Below are 20282 nucleotides of genomic sequence, written 5' to 3'. Positions count from 1 at the left end.
ATTAGCTTCTTTAAATTATTATTAATAGTGACATTTACCACATTCCAGTCCACCCAATTGAGCAGCTGTTAAATTATCTACACCGTATTTCTTAGAAAGCTCAGCATGGATTTTTTCATAATACTCATTACCTTCAACCTTCACATTGGTTTCTCTATGACAATCAATACACCAACCCATTGTTAATGGAGAGTACTGATACATAATTTCCATTTCCTCTACAGGTCCATGACAAGTTTGACACTCAACACCTGCAACAGAAACATGCTGCGAGTGATTGAAATATGCAAAATCTGGAAGGTTATGAATTCTAACCCATTCTACAGGCTGACTTTCGCCAGTGTATTTTTGGTTTTCTTCATCCCAACCAACTGCTTTGTATAATTTCTTAATCTCACCAGTATAGAACTCGTTTGTATACCCATTTTCCAAATCCTCTTGAGAAGGACCTTCTGGATTACCAGTGTACTCATAAACTGATTTATGACAATTCATACAAACATTTAAAGAAGGTATACCTGAATGCTTAGAAACTCTAGCAGAAGAGTGACAATACTTACACTCTATCTTATTATCACCAGCGTGTATTTTATGCGAATAGTGAATTGGCTGAATAGGCGCATAACCTTGATCAACACCAACCTGCATCATCCAACCATAAGCGAAGTAAGCACTACCCAACAATAAGAATATTGCCGTAACCAAAACCAAAAATTGATTTTGAGCAAAAGCCTTCCATATCGGCGTTCTTTTTTCTGCGTTTTCTTTTTCAAGAACAACACCATTTGCCTGAGCTATACGCTGAAGTGTTTTGTTTACTAACAACAACATGACAACTAACAAACCGAACACAAGCACCAAGGCACCTAAGATAATTTCATTGGAAACACCTGAAGAATCACCTGTTTCGCCTGGAGCAACATCAGCGCCACCTGCAACAGGAGCTGGCGCAGCAGCTGGAGCAGCAGCCGTATATGCCAAAATATCATCAATATCAGTATTAGACAACGTTGGAAAAGCCGTCATAGCCGCTTGATTATACTCAGCGTACAATTTATTGGCATAAGCATCTCCTGATTTGATAACACCTGGACTATTTTTAATCCAAGCATACAACCACTCTCTGTCTAAACCTTCTTCTTCACTCAATCTAGCTTCTACATTTTCTAATGCAGGACCGGTCATCTTACGATTCAATGCATGACAGGCAGCACAGTTCTGATTGAACAGTGACTTACCTTTTTTAGCGTCTCCTGCACCAGCAGCAGCCTCAGTGGCTGTAGCATCTGCAGCAGCTTCATCTTGCGCTGTTAACGGGCTTACAAAAAGCAAAAATGCAATTAGGGATAATCCTAAAATTTTAGAAAACTGATTTCGGTTTGGAACCTTTTTCATATATCGAATATTTCTATCGGAATCTTGGCATGATTTTGGTCATAGATGAAACCAATTACAATCCACCAAATGCCTAAATCGGATACAAAAATACGACATAGTCTTTATTTGCAAAATGTTAATGTATCTATAATTTACAATTTAGAAATATTCTAAATAGATCAAGATTTATTTGTTTGAGCCTTAATAAATTACTTTTGTCGTGAATGAAAATTAAATTAAAAATAGGTTATGAAAATTCTAAGTACCCTCATGGTTTTTGCTTGTTTTAGCCACTTTAGCTATGCACAAAATGCAAATGTAGATATACAACAAGACCCAAAGATTGATCAATTGTTGGAAATTTATAAATCATCATTAAGTAATAACGAATACTACAGAATACAAGTTGGCTTTGGTAACTATGCAAAAGCACAAAAAATAAAGGCAAATGTTGAAGAAGACTTTCCAGAACTAGCTTCTAAAATTGATTTTGACTCACCAACATATCGTGTAAGAGTTGGCAGGTTTACTTCTAGATTAGATGCCGAAAGAAAGTTCAACGAAGTTCGCATCAAATACCCCGATGCCATGTTATTAAAACCAAAAAAATCGACCAAATAGGTCGATTTTTTTTTGCTTTATTTTTAAGAGAACTTGATAGTTCTAATCTATAAATTCTATTTAGACTTTAACTTTTTCTTTACAGCAACTTCTTGGAACGCTTCTACGATATCACCCTCATTGATATCATTATAGTTCTTAATCTGAAGTCCACAGTCATAACCTTTAGCTACTTCTCTAACATCGTCTTTAAATCGTTTCAAAGAAGACAAAGTACCTGTATATATTACAACACCATCACGTATCAACCTAACATTAGAGTTTCTAAAGATTTTACCGCTAGTTACCATACAACCTGCAATAGTACCAATTTTAGAAATTTTGAATGTTTCTCTAATCTCAGCAGTACCAGATATCTCCTCTTTCATCTCTGGAGACAACATACCTTCCATTGCATCTTTAAGATCATTGATGGCAGCATATATAATAGAATACATACGGATATCAATTTCCTCTTTCTCAGCGATTGCCTTAGCATTACCCATAGGTCTTACATTAAACCCGATAATAACCGCATCTGATGCAGAAGCCAATAGCACATCTGATTCTGTTATAGGACCAACTGCTTTATGAATAATATTTACCTGAATTTCATCTGTAGATAATTTCTGGAAAGAATCTGTAAGCGCCTCAACAGAACCATCAACATCACCCTTAAGGATAATATTAAGTTCTTTGAAATCACCTAATGCAATTCTACGACCAATTTCATCTAACGTAATATGACGTTGTGTCCTAACAGATTGCTCACGCTGCAATTGAGACCTTCTAGAAGCTATTTGTTTCGCCTCACGTTCATCTTCTAACACGTAGAACTTATCACCTGCCTGAGAAGCTCCGTCAAGACCTAATATAGATATTGGTGTAGATGGACCAACTTCTTTTACGTTGTTGCCCCTCTCATCTTGCATCGCCTTAATCTTACCACTAGTGGTACCGGCCAATACATAATCACCTATCTTAAGTGTACCAGACTGTACCAATACAGTAGACACATAACCTTTTCCTTTATCTAGGAAAGCTTCTACTACAGTACCTGTAGCATGCTTATCAGGATTAGCTTTCAACTCTAACAATTCAGCTTCAAGTAAAACTTTTTCCAATAATTCTTTAACACCTAAACCAGTCTTAGCAGAGATATCATGAGATTGTATTTTACCACCCCAATCTTCTACCAATAAATTCATTTGCGCTAAACCTTCTTTAATCTTATCAGGATTAGATGTAGACTTATCCACTTTGTTTATTGCAAAAACGATTGGCACACCAGCAGCCTGAGCATGACTGATCGCTTCTTTCGTTTGTGGCATGATGTCATCATCTGCCGCAATTACAATAATAGCGATATCGGTAACCTGAGCACCCCTTGCACGCATGGCTGTAAACGCCTCGTGACCTGGTGTATCTAAGAAAGCAATTCGCTCTCCGTTCTCAAGTGTTACTCCGTAGGCACCAATATGTTGTGTAATACCACCACTTTCACCAGCAATAACATTTTCTTTGCGGATGTAATCCAATAAAGATGTTTTACCATGATCCACGTGACCCATTACAGTTACAATAGGAGCTCTATGTTTTAAATCTTCAGGAGCATCTTCCTCCTCAACTATACTTTCTTCAATATCAGCGGTAACAAAGTCAACTTCATAACCGAACTCTTCAGCTACGATAGATAATGTTTCAGCATCTAAACGCTGATTCATCGTCACCATAATACCTAAAGACATACAAGCCGAAATAATTTCAGTTGTAGAAACACCCATCATAGTTGCAACCTCAGTTGCCGTAACGAACTCAGTAACCTTAAGTACCTTGTTCTCTAATTCCTGTTGTTCTAGATCTTTCTCAGTCTGCTCACGGTGCTGATCTCTTTTACTTCTTCTATACTTGGCCCCTTTACCCTTCTTAGATTTACCTTGAAGTTTTTCTAGGGTTTCACGTACTTGCTTTTGAACATCTTCTTCAGTAGGCTCTACTTTTGCAACTGGTGCAAATCTTCCTCTACCTTTATTTCTATCACCGGAGTTACCAGTGTTTCTATTTTGACCAGGCCCAGAAGGATTTTTAGTAACAATTCTTCTACGTCTCTTTTTACGATCCCCACCTGCTGCAGGTTTCTTATCTTCTTTCTTTTTCTTAGGCTTCTCAAACTTGCTAAGGTCAATCTTTTCACCCGCAATTTTAGGACCGGACAATTTTTGATATTGGGTCTCTATAGTTTTAGGAGCTTCAGGTTCCGGAGTAGCATCAGCAGTTGGCTCTACTTTCGTAGCATCTTTTTTCACTTCTGATTTTGCAGTCTCTTCAACTTTTGGCGCTGCCGCTTTTGGAGTTTCAACTTTAGGCTCTTCTTTCTTTACCTCTGTTTTCTTCACAGGTTGAGAAACTATCTTAGGTCCTTGCAAAACAACCTTCCTAGTTTCTTTAACCTCAACTTTTGGCGCAGCTTTCTCTTCAACCTTAGGAGCAACTTTCTCCTCAGCTTTTGGAGTCTCCTTTAAAGGAGCTTCTTCAACCTTTTTCTTAGGGTTAAGATCTATCTTACCAACCATTTTTGGTCCAGCAAGCTCAACCTTGCCAACCAAGGCATTGTCTTCAGCTTCGGCGTTTCTTCGCTCACGGGCCAAGCGTCGATCTTCTTGTTCTTTTTCTAATCGAACTCGAATTGCCTCCTTCTCTTTACGCTTTTCCTCACCAACTTCTTTTGAAGCTACCTTTTTGCTTTTGTCCGTCTGGAACTCGTCAAGCAAAACTTGATAAACATCGTCAGAAATTTTTGTGGTAGGCCTCGCTTCCACATCATGTCCTTTTCCGTTAAGAAAGTCCACTGCCCTATCCAAGGAAATATTAAGTTCACGAAGAACTTTATTAAGCCTTATTTTTGCATTGTCTGCCATAAATACTGATTCCCGTTCTTTTATTTAAGTGCTAATATATAGCTAATCTTCTAATTCTTCTTTTAGGATACGCACAACTTCTAAAATAGTTTCCTCTTCTAAATCTGTACGTTTCACCAAATCGTTAACATCTTGCTCCAAGACGCTACGTGCTGTATCAAAACCAATCTTCTTGAATTCTTCAATAATCCAAGCATCGATTTCATCAGAGAATTCTGTTAATTCAACATCTTCCTCAACTCCTTCACGGAATACATCTATTTCATAACCAGTTAATTGACCAGCTAATCTAATATTGTGACCACCTCTACCAATTGCCTTTGAAACTTCCTCTGGCTTCAGGTAAACTTGTGCTGTCATCTTCTCATCGTTCAACTTAACAGAAGAAACCCTTGCCGGACTCAACGCTCTAGTCACTAACAATTGTGGGTTAGCTGTCCAGTTAATAACATCGATATTCTCATTACCTAATTCACGAACAATACCGTGAATTCTTGATCCTTTCATACCAACACAGGCACCAACAGGATCAATACGGTCATCATAAGAATCTACAGCAACCTTTGCTTTTTCCCCTGGTATTCTAACCGCTTTCTTTACAGTAATCAATCCGTCGAACACCTCTGGTATCTCTTGGAAGAACAACTGTTCCAAAAATTTAGGTGAACTTCTAGACATTATAATAGTAGGCTTAGCACCTTTTAACTCTACACTTTCAATAACACCTCTAACATTATCACCCTTACGGAAGAAATCAGATGGTATCTGTCTATCTTTTGGCAAGATAATTTCATTACCCTCATCATCTAACAAAATTATTGCTTTATGACGAATGTGATGAACCTCTGCCGTATAAATCTCTCCCTCTAAATCTTTAAAGTGCTTATAAATGGTTGTATTATCATGCTCATGAATCTTAGAAATAAGATTTTGACGCAATGCTAAAATTGCTCTTCTTCCTAAATCTATAAGCTTTACTTCTTCAGATACATCTTCACCAACTTCAAAATCTGGCTCAATTTTACGAGCTGCAGATAATGAAATTTCCTCATTTGGTTCTTCAACCTCACCATCGTTTACAACGATACGGTTTCTCCAAATTTCTAAATCACCTTTATCTGGGTTTATAATGATATCAAAGTTATCATCTGAACCAAACTTCTTTTTAAGCGCATTTCTAAAAACATCTTCCAAAATAGCCATCAATGTTACCCTGTCTATGAACTTATCGTCCTTAAACTCTGAGAAAGATTCAATTAACGCAATATTTTCCATTGGTAATTACAATTAAAATTTTAATACAACTTTTGCTTTAATAATATCTGAAAAATTTACTTCTTCTTTTTTCTGAACGGTCACTTTCCCCTTACCTATTGGCTTAGGTTCTCTAGCTTTCCATTCCAAAACAATAGAATCATCGTTCACCGCAGTTAAATTTCCTTCAAACTTATCGTCGTTTGTACGAACTTCAAGTTTTCTGCCTATATTTTTTACATATTGACGCGGCATAACCAACGGAGCCGCTGCACCTGCAGAGGCGACTTCAAGGGAAAAATCGTGCTCATCACGATCTAAATTATGTTCAATAGCCCTGCTTATTTTTATACAATCACTAACCGTAACCCCATGGTCACCGTCTATTACCACATGAATGCTATTATCAGCACCCATAGTGAAATCGATTAAAAATAGAGAGGGATCTTCTTGAAGACCTTGTTCCAATAATTCTTTTACTTTTTCCTTTAGCATAAATAATAAGTAATAAAAGAGGGGACTAATTGTCCCCTCATGAATACTTTTATATCCTTTCAGCTTTGCAAATATACAATAAATTTAATTTCCTACAATAGACTATTTACACCTAATTCATTCACTATGAAAACAATCAAATTAAATAATTAAGTACCATAAAAAATATATGCTTTTATAAATTATCTTATTTTTATCGCAACACCAACCAAAATAATATTAAATGGAAATTCTTTCATCTTACAACCTAATTATAGGGGCTTCCCTAATTGTTGTACTTTCTTTCTTTTTTAACGGCATCTCCAAAAAAACAAACATACCTGCAGTTCTTATGCTAATTGTTCTGGGCATCCTCATTAAAATAGGACTTGAATTTTTCATTCCAGAAATACCTGACTTCAAAGGGTCTCTTGAAATTCTAGGCACAGTAGGTCTTATCATGATCGTACTAGAAGCAGCTTTAGAATTAGAATTAAAAAGAGAAAAACTATGGCCCATTTTAAAATCTATGGCCATTGCTTTAATTGGTCTAGTGGGCTCTGCATACGTTGCCGCTTTAATTCTATATCAATTTATACCTAATATGACCATGCAATCTGCTTGGTTGTACGCCACACCGCTCTCCATCCTTTCTAGTGCCATAATTATACCTAGCGTAGGCGGACTAAGCGAAGCTAAAAAAGAATTCCATATTTACGAAAGCACCTTTTCTGATATCATGGGTATTATGATGTTCTACTTTTTAACAGGAAAATTAAACCCTGCAGAAGATACAGGAGTTGTTGGCTTCAGCATAAATTTCGCCGTCACTATAGTAATAGCATTGGTTGCCAGCTATGCAATTATTTTAGTTTTTCAACGTATAAAAAGTCAAGCAAAACTATTCTTACTTATATCAGTATTACTACTCCTTTACGCCATAGGCAAGAAAATGCACCTATCATCTTTAATAATCATATTAGTTTTTGGCTTGATTGTAAAGAATGTCAACTTATTCTTCCCGGGGAAAACAAAAATCTTTCTTGAAAAGGAAAGAATGCAACAAATTTATCACGAGTTGCACATAGTTACGCTAGAAACTGCATTTGTAGTAAGAACCTTCTTCTTTGTAATTTTTGGCATTACCATAGTACTATCATCCCTATTAAGCATCAATGTAGCTATTGTAAGTTTATTAATTATCGCATCTATTTATGCCATACGATTTTTAATATTAATAGTTTTCGTTGGAAAAGATATGCTGCCACAACTATTTATAGCACCTAGAGGTTTGATTACGGTATTATTGTTTTATGCAATACCTATGGAAGCACAGATTGAAGGATTTGAATCTGGTATACTTTTATTTGTAATTATAGCTACGAGTCTAGTAATGACCTGGGCCATGATACGCGACAAACGTAAAATGGGCACCATGTTAGACGAAATTGATGAAGAAATTACCGAAAGAAATTTAGCCGAAGATGCAATCAGGGAATCTGAAGACGAAGAGCTTCTAGAAACCAACAATGAAATCTCAGAACAAACCGACCCCGAAAACCTACATTAAAATTAACGCAGAAATTTAATATTAAAAAATGTTATAAAACTATTGAGGCATAAAAGAAGCATGTACCTCAACCTGGTCACTGTACGCCTGTGGCTCAGAATCCTCTAAACTATCTACTTCTTTACGAAAACGAAGTATCATAAGCGTGTCTAATTGCTGATCGATACTGTCCTGCAACACTCGCCAGTTAGAAGAGTTCATTTTATTGTTGTACTCCATAATCTTATTAAAGCGGTCTAAATTATAGCGATTCGCCTTCCAAGCATGAGCAGTACTTTCTTCATGCTTTAGGTCTTGCATGTAGAATCCTATTCCAAATCCAAGTACAACAACAATCAATAATATTTTTAAAACTTTTGGAGAGAGTTTCATAGGGTTAAGTTCTTTAGGGTACCAAAGTATATAATAACATAATCGAAATGGTTTCTTTTCCGATGAATTTGTAACGTTATCGGTTTAAATGTACAAAAATACTGACACTCGGTTAACCATTTCTTCACATTCCGTATTTAAACATGTATGGATTGCGAAGGTCTAGCAATTAAAACGCAATAAAAATGACATAAATCATAAAAACAAAAAATCCTGACATCATATGATATCAGGATTTGCATTGTTCTCTTAGTTGGCCCACAAGGACTCGAACCTTGAATGACGGTACCAAAAACCGAAGTGTTACCATTACACCATGGGCCAATACCTTTTTAAGAGGCTGCAAATTTAAAACAAAGTTTTGTTTCACCAAACATTTTTTTAAGTAAAAATGAAAAAAATCTACTTTACCCATGTTAAAGGTTTATAAAAATAGTTCATTCCTTTCTAGATTAATTAGTAAATTCGCCACTTAGGTTTAACCCAAGCTTCATGTTTTCAAAGAACTACCACAAGTGGGACACCATATTAGGATGGTCCGTATTTTTTATTGCCTTTATCACGTATTACATTACCGTTGAACCCACCAATAGTTTTTGGGACGCGGGAGAGTATATAGCAACAGCAGCCAAGCTTCAAGTGGGTCACCCACCGGGGGCGCCATTGCTACAAATGATTGGTGCATTTTTTGCAATGTTCGCACTAGAACCAAGTCAGATTGCAATGATGGTAAATCTTGTATCTGGTGTATCTAGTGCATTTACTATTTTATTCATGTTCTGGACAATTACCAATATTACCAGAAAATTAATCGATAAAGATGGTCCTTTCACCAATAGCAAAGCAATAGCAGTATTTGGTAGCGCCTTAGTAGGCTCATTGGCTTTTACATATTCTGATAGCTTTTGGTTCAATGCCGTAGAAACAGAGGTATACTCTATGGCCAGTCTTATAATGGCATTGCTATTATGGTTAGGACTAAAATGGACCGACAATCTTGACGACCCGCGCGGAAACAAATGGCTTGTATTAATATCTTTTGTGGTAGGACTAACTTTTGGAGTTCAATTTATGGGCTTCTTGGCAATTCCATCAATAGGTTTGCTTTATTATTTTAAAACTTACCAGAAGACAACAGTAAAAAACTTTTTATTGGCTAACATCATTGTTATTGCAATTTTAATGTTAGTATATAAATTCTCACTAACCTACGTGCTTCAACTTTTTGGTTGGGGAGAAGTATTCTTCATCAACAGTATAGGCTTACCATTTAATTCAGGTTCTATTATTATCGGTCTTTTATTTATAGCAGCTTTTTACTTCGGCTTAAACTATACACGCAAAAACAATTACAAGACAGGTAATACCATTGTCCTGTGTATGATGTTTTTATTCTTAGGTTTTTCCTCATGGTTAATGTTACCTATTAGAGCAAATGCCAAAGTTGTTATCAATGAGAACAATCCAGAAGATGCAAGAGCTCTTTTAGCATATTACAATAGAGAGCAATACCCAGGTGTTGATAGTCCCGTTTATGGCACCTATTACTCAGATATGTTTGCACCTGCCGGTGAAGATCAAGATGGAAAACCTAAATATGAAAAGGACTACACTTTAGGCAAATATATCATTGTAAATAAATATAAAGACGCTGTTCAAGGTCCCAACCCTAAACACCAAGGTTTACTACCAAGAATGTGGAGTTCACAAAATGCCGAAAACTACATGCGCTATTTTGGAGCATTAGACTTTAGGATCACACAACCTAATCAAGAATTAAGACAAGCTGCTGAGCAGGTTAAAATAGGTTTTGCCAATGGCGAAATCGGTGCTGACCAATACATAAGTTTCTTAAAGCGTTTTGACGAATATATAGAAGTACAACCACCAACCGTGTGGGACAATGTTAAATATATGTTTGAATTTCAGTTCAACTATATGTATTTACGTTATTTTATGTGGAATTTTGTTGGAAAACAGAATGATGTACAAGGTCGATATAATGACAATGGGAATTGGTTAAGTGGCATCAATGCTATCGACAGCATGAGATTAGGCAGTCAAGACAACCTACCAAGCGATATTCAAAACAACCCAGGAAGGAACACCTATTTCTTCTTGCCTTTAATTTTAGGAATCATAGGTATTGTTTTTCAACTCTCAAAAGACAAAAAGCAGTTTTGGGTATTATTGATGTTCTTCCTGTTTACCGGGTTGGCCATACAATTTTACACGAACCCAGGTATATTTCAACCACGTGAACGAGATTATTCTCTTGTAGGATCCTTCTATGTCTTTGCCCTTTGGATCGGTTTAGGAGTATACGGATTGTATGATAGTTTTAAAGAATGGATTACTCCTAAAATATTGGCACCAGCAGTAGTAATTATAACATTACTTGCAGTACCAACGGTAATGGCGGTACAAAACTGGGATGACCATGATAGATCAGGTAAATTCACGGCAAACTCGTCTGCAAAAGCATATTTAGATTCTTGCCAAGAAGATGCAGGAGCCATATTGTTTACTATTGGAGATAATGATACATTCCCAATTTGGTATGCACAAGAAATTGAGCACTACAGAACAGATGTACGTATTGTATGTACCAGTCTTTTTGAAACAGATTGGTATGTAGATCAAATGAAGGTTGCCGCTTACGAAAGCGCACCGATACCTTCTCAAATTTCTCACGAGAAATATAGATGGGGATCAAGAGATGTGCTATACCACCAAGGTATTACTGAAAACAGATGGCCTATTAAAGATTTCATCAACTGGATTGATAGTGATAAGCCAAGAACAAAACTTAAATATTTATTTGAGCAAAACGGCGCAGATTTGAGTCAGTATCCTGAAGATACTCAAAACATGGTCTACTACCCTACTAATAAAATTAGGGTTCCGGTAAACAAACAAAATGTATTAAGCAGTGGTTTGGTCAAACAAAAAGACGCAGATAAAATCGTTGATTACATTGATATAGACTTACCAGGTGCTATTACCAAGAAAAGCATGATGATGCTTGACATCTTAGCGAACAACGATTGGAAACGTCCTTTATACTTCTCTGGAGGTAGTTTTGATGATGCCGAATACCTTTGGATGAAAGATTACCTGCAACTAGATGGTTTAGCTTATAAACTTGTACCTATTCGCACAGAAAGACCCAATGCATTTGAACTGGGACGAATTGATACAGAATTAATGTATGATATCGTTACTGGATGGGATTGGGGTAATGCCGGTGGTGATATTTACCATGACACTCAAACCCGTATTCAAAGTGTATCTTTTAGAGGAAACTTAGCTCGTTTAACAGAAGCTTTGATAAAGGAAAACAAAATGGACAAGGCAAAAGATATCATCGAAATTTCCTTGACCAATATGCCTGTAGATAAATTTGGGTACTATACACTGGTAGAACCTTTTGTAGATGGTTATTATAAAGTTGGTGAAAACCAAAAAGCACGTGCTTTATTTGAAAAACTAAAAGGTAAGTATCAAGAAAGATTGGAGTATTACGCTTCAACAAGCCTAGATGAACAATACAGCAATATTGATGATATTATAGCAGACATGGAAGCTTACAGACGTAATATAGATATTATTATAACCAATGATAGTGAAGATATTGCAGAAAAAGAAACCTTGATTTTTAACGAGTACATTGATAAATTCCAACATTTCTATAAAGATGAGGATGATATGGACATGCGTGAAGAAATGCAACAGACCGATCCAGATATGATGGATACCGTACCGGTTTCAGATACTATTTTACCGGATAATACGAAGACCGAAATTATAGAATAGGCAATATATTGTCATCATAGGTCATAAAAAAAAAGCTTTGAGTTTGAACTCAAAGCTTTTTTTTGTTTTAAATAATTTACGATTTTAAACGTACTCCTTAAGAATACCCATTAGCGTGGTAGCATCTTGCTCACCACTTTGTCGCCATACCATTTCACCTTTTTTATAGATCATAAGTGTAGGCAGACCTTTAACACGCAAAGCCTGAGAAAGCTCTTTGTTCTTGTCCACATCTATCTTTATAACCTTACCTCTACTACCTAAAGCAGCGGCTACATCTCTTAATACAGGATGCATTGCAGTCGACTGTTCGTTCCACTCTGCATAAAAATCAAGAAGAACAGGTACTTTTAAATCTATTAATTCACCAAATTTGGACATATAAAATGCTTTTCTTTGTTAGCCAAATGTAATAAAAATTGTTAAAATACTACTCTTAGCACCCTAATAGTAGTAATGTAAAAGGGTTAAAATCATGTTAATGCCTTTTTCTTTAAAGTAATCACGGTAATTTCTGGCCATATCCCTACCCTACCCGGATAACCCAAAAAACCAAAACCCCTATTTACATTAATGAACTGCCCCATTTCTTTGTAAATACCGGCCCAATAAGGATATCTCCATTTTACGGGACTCCACTTGATCCAACCAGGTATTTCAATACCAAATTGCATACCGTGGGTATGACCGCTCAAGGTTAAATGATAATGATAGGCATCCTTTATAACTTCCATTTCCCAGTGCGATGGATCATGGCTCATTAATATTTTAAAATCGTTCTCTTCAATTTGTGAAGCAGCTTTCTTGAGATCACCGGCCTTTTTAAATCCGCCTTTCCCCCAATTCTCAACTCCTACCAAGGCAATCTTATCATCTCCCCTTTGAAGATATCTATGTTCGTTTAGTAAAAGGTCAAAACCCATTTGCTTTTGCAATGCTTTAAGATCCTCTAAATTTTGATGTTTTAATTCTTCCGTATCCCAAGGAATATAATCGCCGTAATCATGATTTCCTAAAACTGAAAACTTACCATCTTTAGCATGAAGGGTACTAAATAAGTCTGCCCAGGGTTCCATTTCAGAAGTCATGTTATTTACCATATCACCCGTAAACAAGAGCACATCACTTTTTTGCTCATTAATAAGGTTTACAGCGTATTCAATTTTTTTTCTGTCATCGAAACTACCACTGTGTATATCTGATATTTGGGTGATTTGATAGCCATCAAAACCATCAGGAAGATCATCAAATTCTAAGTCATATTTCAACACCTTAAAGTTGTATTTACCTTTATACATACCATACAAAAGCGCCCCAAAAGGTATGGCTGCCACACCAAGAGCTAACAAACTAAGAAACCTTCTACGGGCCGGCAGTCCAAATTTCTTATCATCTCCGTACAATTTTTGATAAGCACCTGCTATAAAACGATAGATATCTTCTGAAAACAGGAACAGAATTGTAATGATATTGAACGTTAACATGGTCAATAAAAACCCAAAAGCATAACTTTTAGATATACTCAATACACGACCTGTCTCTTCACCTACTGCAAATTGATAAATAAAATTTAGCATAACCGCTAATGAAACCGCAATATATATCCACGACCACCACGGTTGTTTGGTAATGGTTTTTAATGCCTGCAGCACATAAAAACTTAAGGCAACATAAGCTATGACGAAAATAAACCAACGTATCATGATAGAATTTTTTACAAAGATATCTGTATCAAAGCGGTATATGTGCTCATTTGCAATTTATTTAACCTTAGCCACAACTGCATTAATATTTTCTAATTGCGTAATGGCAACATGATCATCGCTCAAAAAGCCTTCCGAGTTCATTGATATATTAGGTTTATTAAGTATTGTTTTAACCAAAGCTGTTCCCGATAAATGAACGGCACTAAATCCCCTGGTTTTAAAAGTTTCAACATTACCAGCGTTTATACCGGATCCAGGCATAATCTGTACGCTCTTGCTTTTCTTCTTTAATTCCGATAAAAGGTCTACTCCCAAAAGTGCCGAATTTTGTTGACCTGATGACAATATATAATCTACCTGCATAGCATCCAGCTTTTGTAATGCTTCAAACGGATTTTCAATCCAATCAAAAGCCCTATGAAATGTAAATTTCAACTCACCTGCCGCATCTTTTAAGATTTGCATTCTATCCGCATCCAACAAAAAATCGCTTAATAACCCCCCCGATACAATTCCGTCAAATCCCATTTCAACACAAAGTGCAATATCGGCAAGCATAATATTGAATTCATCATCTGAATACGTAAAATCTCCACTTCTAGGTCTTATCAGTACATGCACCGGAATAGATACTTGCTCTTTCACAGCTTTCAACAACCCATAAGAAGGAGTTAGTCCGCCCACCGCCAATTCCGAACACAACTCAATACGGTCTGCTCCAGCCTGTTCCGCAACCAAGGCAGATTCTAAGGAATTTGCACAAACTTCTACTATCATATTGCTATATTTAAAGTTACTAAATGTAAAGAACCCATCTCATGAAAAGAAGAAAGTTTCTAAGAAATTCTAGCACCGTAGCCGCGGGTATCGTCTCTGCTCCCATATTAGCTTCATATAAAAAAATGCCCCAAGCTGAAAAAGCAGATAATGCACCTGTACTACCCATAGCTATTTGCACTTGGGATTTTGGAAATGCAACTGCCAAAGCATGGGAAGTTCTAGAAAAAGGTGGCACCGCACTAGATGCCGTACACCAAGGGGTAATGGTAGAAGAAAACGACATCAACAATGGACAGTTGGGAATGGCGGCAGACCGGATAGGGATGGAAATGTCACCTTAGATGCCTGTATCATGGATAAAGATGGTAACTGTGGTGCAGTTTTGGCAATGCAGAATATAGCTAACCCAATTTCAGTTGCCAGAAAAGTTATGGAAGAAACTCCCCATGTGATGCTTGCCGGCAAAGGTGCCGAACAATTTGCTTACGAACAGGGTTTTGAAAAAACCAATTTGCTTACCGAAGAATCAAAACAAGCATGGGAAGAATGGAAAAAGACATCAAAATATAAACCTATCATTAATATTGAAAATCATGATACCATTGGTATGCTTGCCATTGATGCCGATGGTGAAATTGCAGGGGCTTGTACCACTAGCGGCATGGCATATAAAATGGCTGGCAGGGTTGGTGACTCCCCTATTATTGGAGCGGGACTTTTTGTTGACAATGAAGTTGGTGGCGCTACGGCAACAGGTGTTGGCGAAGAAGTGGTTAGAACCGTTGGTAGTTTTTTAATAGTTGAATTAATGCGACAAGGTAAATTGCCACAAGAGGCATGTGAAGAAGGAGTAAAACGCATCATCGCTAAAAATAAGGACAAACAAGATTTTCAAATCGGGTTTATCGCAATCAATAAAAAAGGAGAAACAGGTGGTTACTGTATTCACCCAGGTTTCACTTATAGAACGTATACTAAAGAAGGTCATGTGAACAATCCTTCAGATAGTTATTTAAAAAGTTAAGAATATTTCTGAAAAATCTTACAAATGGCGTAGTTTTTGATTTCAGATTTTCCTCAAAACCAACCATGAGGATAATTCTAATTTTATTGATTTCCGGATATTTATATCCACAAAGAAACGATTCACAAGCAGCTTTCTACAATGTAGGATCCAAAGCTATCATAGGCGGCGTTGGAGCATTGATTAATAAGAAACCTAAAGAAAAGGGTTCAAAAGTTTTTTTCAAAGGCATGTATCAAGGTGCTTTAGGAGGTTATTTGACTTTTGAAAGTAAAAGATTGGTAAGACAGTTTAACAGAACTGACAACTATGCCTATTTATGGCCTTCTAAGATTTTAAATTCGGCAGGTAACTCCATCATTTATAACGCTGCCGCCAATCGGAACTTTTGGGAACGATGGTACATGGATTTCGGCTTTAATTATCTGGAATATGATTTTAAGCGAGAAAAAAAACTGCGCTATCGAATTTTACCCTTTGCACTTTACGGTAATGCATATGGTTTTGCTACCTCAAAATTAGATCTTAAAAGAACTTTATACTCTGGTCATTTTATCTTTCAAAGAAAAACCTTCCCTGAATCAAGAGGAATAAAACCAGAAGGAATTGCTTTACATAATACAATTCAATTTAAACGTAATATCAATATTGATATAGAAGCGGTTATTGCACATGAAATTATTCATGTTTATCAATATACCAGTGCATTTTTCATCAATGCATATGCTAAAGAACCAATTAAAAGGTTAGAAGAAAAAAGCGATTTTTTTAGAAAATACAATAAAGTTTTCTATACAGATTTGAATGCTCCTTTACATCAAGGTTTATATAATGTGCAATATTTTTTCGGTGTCGATTATTATGACATACCTCAAGAAAAAGAAGCCGACTATTATTCCTCAAACCATTTCTAAAATACCACAAATGAAAACAGTCTATTTATTTCTAGCCGGTATGTTGATTTTATTATCTGGGTGCACTATAGAAGAAGAGTATACTTTTAAAGAACAGATTGCCGGAAAATGGGTTGGGACTAAAAGAATTATTTATTACAAGGATGGTACTTCAGTAGATAATTTATCTACAGGTATATGTGAAAGTCAAACAGAATTAATTCTTTTTGAAGATGGCAGTCTTTACTTTGAAGATTATTATGATACCGAAAATAATTCTGGGGGAACTGATTTTTGTGAAATTGATGCAAAAACTAGCGATAATGGAGAGTGGAAAATAATGCCAGGGAACAAGGTTATTTTTAAACTCACAAATACAATCGACAATACTGAATTGACTATGGAACTTTTTGAAGTAAACCTGATAGATAGAGGCAATCTCGAAATAAGGTATAAGGAATTTGAAAATGATAAGGATGAAAATATTGATTATTGCGTTTATAAATATTTTAGAATTTATGGCGATTATGAATCTCCTGAAAAATAAATATTGAATAACAAAACTTCTAAGCAAACAGGTATTCTGCCTTAATGTTTCCCTATCAATTTGTACTTTTAACGTTTTACAATCAATATTCAAAAATGGCAGATCAAAAAAGACTCTTTTTGCTAGATGCATACGCACTAATTTTTCGTGGTTACTACGCACTTATAAAAAACCCAAGAATAAATTCTCAAGGCATGGATACTTCTGCCATTATGGGATTCATGAATTCTTTATTCGATGTTATTCGTCGTGAAAAACCTGACCATTTAGCCGTTTGTTTTGATAAAGGAGGAAGTGCGGAACGTACAGAATTATTCCCTGAGTATAAAGCCAACAGATCAGAAACCCCCGATGCCATACGTATAGCGGTGCCTTATATTCAAGAAATACTAAAAGCGATGCATATTCCCGTAGTTGTAAAAGAAGGATGGGAAGCTGATGACATTATCGGCACATTGGCAAAACAAGCCGAAAAAGAAGAATACAAAGTCTTTATGGTTACGCCAGATAAGGATTTTGGGCAGTTAGTCTCTGAAAACATATTCATGTATCGCCCTGCAAGAATGGGTAACGGCATTGAAATATGGGGTATTCCTGAAATACAAAAACGTTTTGGTGTGGAAAGACCAGAGCAAGTTATTGACTACCTAGGTATGATGGGTGATGCCAGTGACAACATACCCGGCTTACCAGGTGTAGGTGATAAAACTGCCAAGAAATTTATAGAGCAGTTCGATTCTATGGAAGGACTTTTAGCTAATACCGATAAGCTAAAAGGCAAAATGAAAGAGAAAGTAGAAGCCAATGGTGAACTTGGTTTACTTTCTAAAAAATTAGCTACTATTTGTTTAGATGTTAATGTTACTTTTAATGCCGGTGACTATGAAATGTCTGAACCAAATGCAGAAGAGGTTCAGAAAATTTTCGAAGAGCTTGAGTTTAGAAGATTGAAAGATCAGTTTATAAAATTATTTTCTGCGGAAGTTGAAGAAGCCACTACAGAGACCACAAATAAACCGGCAGCCAAAAAAGAAATTCAAGATGCTGGATCCGGACAGTTTTCATTATTCGGAAGTCCCGCAGATTCTGGCGCAACAGTAAAAGATTTTTCAAGCAGAAAGACGATTGCAGATGTCGCACACTCCTACCAAAGTGTTGCCCCAGGTATGGCGATGAAATTATTCTTAAAAAGCTTAATGCAGCAAACGTCGGTTTGTTTTGATACGGAAACCACAGGTTTGGATCCTTTGACAGCAGAATTGGTTGGTATTGCTTTCTCTTGGGAAGCAACAAAAGGATATTACATTCCCTTTACGGAAAACAAAGAAGAAGCACAGGCACTTTTAGAAGAATTACGCCCATTCTTTGAAGCCGAAGAAATTGAAAAAATAGGTCAGAATTTAAAGTACGATATTAAGGTATTGGACAAATACAATATTGATGTCAAAGGACCTTTGTTCGATACCATGCTGGCACATTATCTAATTAATCCAGATATGCGTCATAACATGGATGTACTGGCAGAGACGTATTTAAACTACACTCCGGTTTCCATAACAGAACTTATAGGTAAAAAAGGAAAGAATCAATTGAGCATGCGCGATGTACCGTTAGAAAAACAAACGGAATATGCGGTTGAAGATGCAGACATCACCTATCAGCTTGCACAACATTTTAGACCAGAATTAAAAGAAGCGAATACAGAAAAGTTATTTCAAGACATTGAAATTCCGTTACTACGCGTATTGGCAGACATGGAGTTAGAAGGCATCAATTTAGATGAAAAATTCTTGAACTCGCTTTCAGAAGATTTGAACAATGACATCAGCAATTTAGAAAAGAAAATTTACGAAGTTGCCGGTGAAGAATTCAATATTGGCTCCCCAAAACAATTAGGTGAAATTCTATTTGACAAGCTAAAACTAGTTGACAAGCCTAAAAAGACAAAAACGGGTCAATATTCTACCGCAGAAGATGTATTGTCTAATTTGGCAAAAGACCATGAAATTATTCAGAATGTTTTAGACTATAGAGGTCTTGCTAAATTAAAAAGCACGTATGTAGATGCATTACCAGAACAAGTAGAACCATCTACAGGCAGAGTACATACAGATTATATGCAAACCGTTGCCGCAACAGGTCGTTTGAGCAGTAACAATCCTAATTTACAGAACATACCAATTAGAACAGAACGCGGTAGACAAGTAAGAAAAGCGTTTGTACCAAGAGATGAGAATTATACTTTATTAGCAGCAGATTACTCTCAAATAGAGCTACGTATTATTGCTGCATTAAGTGAAGAGACTACGATGATAGAAGCTTTCAAACATGGTGAGGATATTCATGCTTCTACTGCCTCAAAAGTATTTAATGTACCGTTGGAAGAAGTGACTAGAGAACAGCGTAGCAATGCGAAAACAGTCAACTTCGGAATCATCTATGGCGTATCTGCCTTTGGTTTAAGTAACCAAACGGACTTGTCAAGAAAAGAAGCAAAAGAATTAATAGACACCTATTACAAAACCTACCCGAAGCTACGGAACTACATGAGCGAGCAAGTAGATTTTGCACGTGATAACGGTTATGTTTCAACAGTTTTAGGAAGAAGAAGATATCTAAAAGATATCAATGGAAGTAACGCTATAGTTCGTGGTGCAGCAGAGCGAAACGCAGTTAACGCACCTATACAAGGTAGCGCTGCAGATATCATAAAAATCGCCATGATTAATATTCATAATAAATTAGAAAATGGCAATTACAAATCTAAAATGTTATTGCAAGTACATGATGAATTGGTATTCGATATCTACAAGCCAGAATTAGAAGAATTACAATCACTCATTAAATCTGAAATGGAAAATGCGTATAAAATAGCAGTTCCTTTAGATGTTGAGGTTGGCTTGGGTGAGAATTGGCTGGTTGCGCATTAATACTTTTTTGTAATAGAACGA

At 36.3% G+C, this 20282-nt stretch carries 14 protein-coding genes, 1 tRNA gene and 1 pseudogene; 7 read left to right on the top strand and 9 right to left on the bottom strand.

Annotated features, from left to right (window positions below):
* Positions 1-21: 21 nt before the first annotated feature.
* Positions 22-1395: a c-type cytochrome gene (locus PXD56_RS03460; protein WP_276491960.1), complete on the bottom strand. Its 1374-nt coding sequence runs from the start codon at positions 1393-1395 to the stop codon at positions 22-24.
* 231 nt (positions 1396-1626) lie between these two features.
* Between PXD56_RS03460 and PXD56_RS03455 the strand changes: the two genes are divergently transcribed.
* A complete protein-coding gene (locus tag PXD56_RS03455; RefSeq protein ID WP_276491959.1) occupies positions 1627-1998 on the top strand; it encodes an SPOR domain-containing protein in 372 nt (123 codons plus the stop codon).
* A gap of 56 nt (positions 1999-2054) precedes the next feature.
* Here PXD56_RS03455 and infB read toward each other — a convergent pair whose 3' ends face one another.
* Genes infB through rimP form a run of 3 tightly spaced genes read right to left on the bottom strand, consistent with a single transcriptional unit; the run spans position 2055 to position 6644 of the window.
* A complete protein-coding gene (infB, locus tag PXD56_RS03450) occupies positions 2055-4895 on the bottom strand; it encodes a translation initiation factor IF-2 (RefSeq protein WP_276491958.1) in 2841 nt (946 codons plus the stop codon).
* Between the two features lie 42 nt (positions 4896-4937).
* Positions 4938-6170, bottom strand: coding sequence for a transcription termination factor NusA (gene nusA / locus PXD56_RS03445; protein WP_276491957.1), 1233 nt, complete (start codon positions 6168-6170; stop codon positions 4938-4940).
* Between the two features lie 12 nt (positions 6171-6182).
* A complete protein-coding gene (gene rimP / locus PXD56_RS03440) occupies positions 6183-6644 on the bottom strand; it encodes a ribosome assembly cofactor RimP (RefSeq protein ID WP_276491956.1) in 462 nt (153 codons plus the stop codon).
* Positions 6645-6867: 223 nt separating this feature from the next.
* Between rimP and PXD56_RS03435 the strand changes: the two genes are divergently transcribed.
* Positions 6868-8193, top strand: a complete 1326-nt coding sequence (locus PXD56_RS03435) for a cation:proton antiporter domain-containing protein (RefSeq protein ID WP_276491955.1) — start codon at positions 6868-6870, stop codon at positions 8191-8193.
* 39 nt (positions 8194-8232) lie between these two features.
* Here the strand turns inward: PXD56_RS03435 and PXD56_RS03430 are convergent, their stop codons facing one another.
* Both PXD56_RS03430 and PXD56_RS03425 read right to left on the bottom strand, forming a co-directional pair.
* Positions 8233-8565, bottom strand: a complete 333-nt coding sequence (locus PXD56_RS03430; RefSeq protein ID WP_276491954.1) for a hypothetical protein — start codon at positions 8563-8565, stop codon at positions 8233-8235.
* A 253-nt stretch (positions 8566-8818) separates the two neighbouring features.
* A tRNA-Gln gene (locus PXD56_RS03425) sits at positions 8819-8889 on the bottom strand.
* Between the two features lie 168 nt (positions 8890-9057).
* Here PXD56_RS03425 and PXD56_RS03420 point away from each other — a divergent pair.
* On the top strand, positions 9058-12381 hold the full coding sequence (locus PXD56_RS03420) for a protein O-mannosyl-transferase family (RefSeq protein ID WP_276491953.1): 3324 nt from the start codon (positions 9058-9060) through the stop codon (positions 12379-12381).
* A gap of 84 nt (positions 12382-12465) precedes the next feature.
* On the opposite strand, the gene PXD56_RS03415 is transcribed toward PXD56_RS03420, so the two are convergent.
* The 3 genes from PXD56_RS03415 to PXD56_RS03405 form a co-directional block, all read right to left on the bottom strand.
* A complete protein-coding gene (locus PXD56_RS03415; RefSeq protein ID WP_036151869.1) occupies positions 12466-12762 on the bottom strand; it encodes a thioredoxin family protein in 297 nt (98 codons plus the stop codon).
* A gap of 92 nt (positions 12763-12854) precedes the next feature.
* Positions 12855-14084 carry a metallophosphoesterase gene (locus PXD56_RS03410; RefSeq protein WP_276491952.1) on the bottom strand — a complete coding sequence of 410 codons (1230 nt, stop codon included), beginning with the start codon at positions 14082-14084 and terminating at the stop codon, positions 12855-12857.
* Positions 14085-14141: 57 nt separating this feature from the next.
* Positions 14142-14864, bottom strand: coding sequence for a copper homeostasis protein CutC (locus tag PXD56_RS03405; protein ID WP_276491951.1), 723 nt, complete (start codon positions 14862-14864; stop codon positions 14142-14144).
* A gap of 41 nt (positions 14865-14905) precedes the next feature.
* On the opposite strand from PXD56_RS03405, the pseudogene PXD56_RS03400 reads away from it, so the two are divergent.
* The 4 genes and pseudogenes from PXD56_RS03400 (at position 14906) to polA (ending at position 20261) form a co-directional block, all read left to right on the top strand.
* Positions 14906-15891 (top strand): annotated as a pseudogene (locus PXD56_RS03400) (isoaspartyl peptidase/L-asparaginase family protein).
* A 65-nt stretch (positions 15892-15956) separates the two neighbouring features.
* Positions 15957-16805, top strand: coding sequence for a hypothetical protein (locus tag PXD56_RS03395; RefSeq protein WP_276491950.1), 849 nt, complete (start codon positions 15957-15959; stop codon positions 16803-16805).
* Between the two features lie 10 nt (positions 16806-16815).
* A complete protein-coding gene (locus tag PXD56_RS03390; protein ID WP_276491949.1) occupies positions 16816-17331 on the top strand; it encodes a hypothetical protein in 516 nt (171 codons plus the stop codon).
* A gap of 95 nt (positions 17332-17426) precedes the next feature.
* On the top strand, positions 17427-20261 hold the full coding sequence (gene polA / locus PXD56_RS03385) for a DNA polymerase I (protein WP_276491948.1): 2835 nt from the start codon (positions 17427-17429) through the stop codon (positions 20259-20261).
* Positions 20262-20282: the final 21 nt, after the last annotated feature.

Source organism: Maribacter zhoushanensis (assembly GCF_029350975.1).
Taxonomy (GTDB): Bacteria; Bacteroidota; Bacteroidia; order Flavobacteriales; family Flavobacteriaceae; genus Maribacter; species Maribacter zhoushanensis.
The sequence above is the reverse complement of the archived record's forward strand: the minus strand, read 5'-3'. Positions and strand labels throughout refer to the sequence as shown.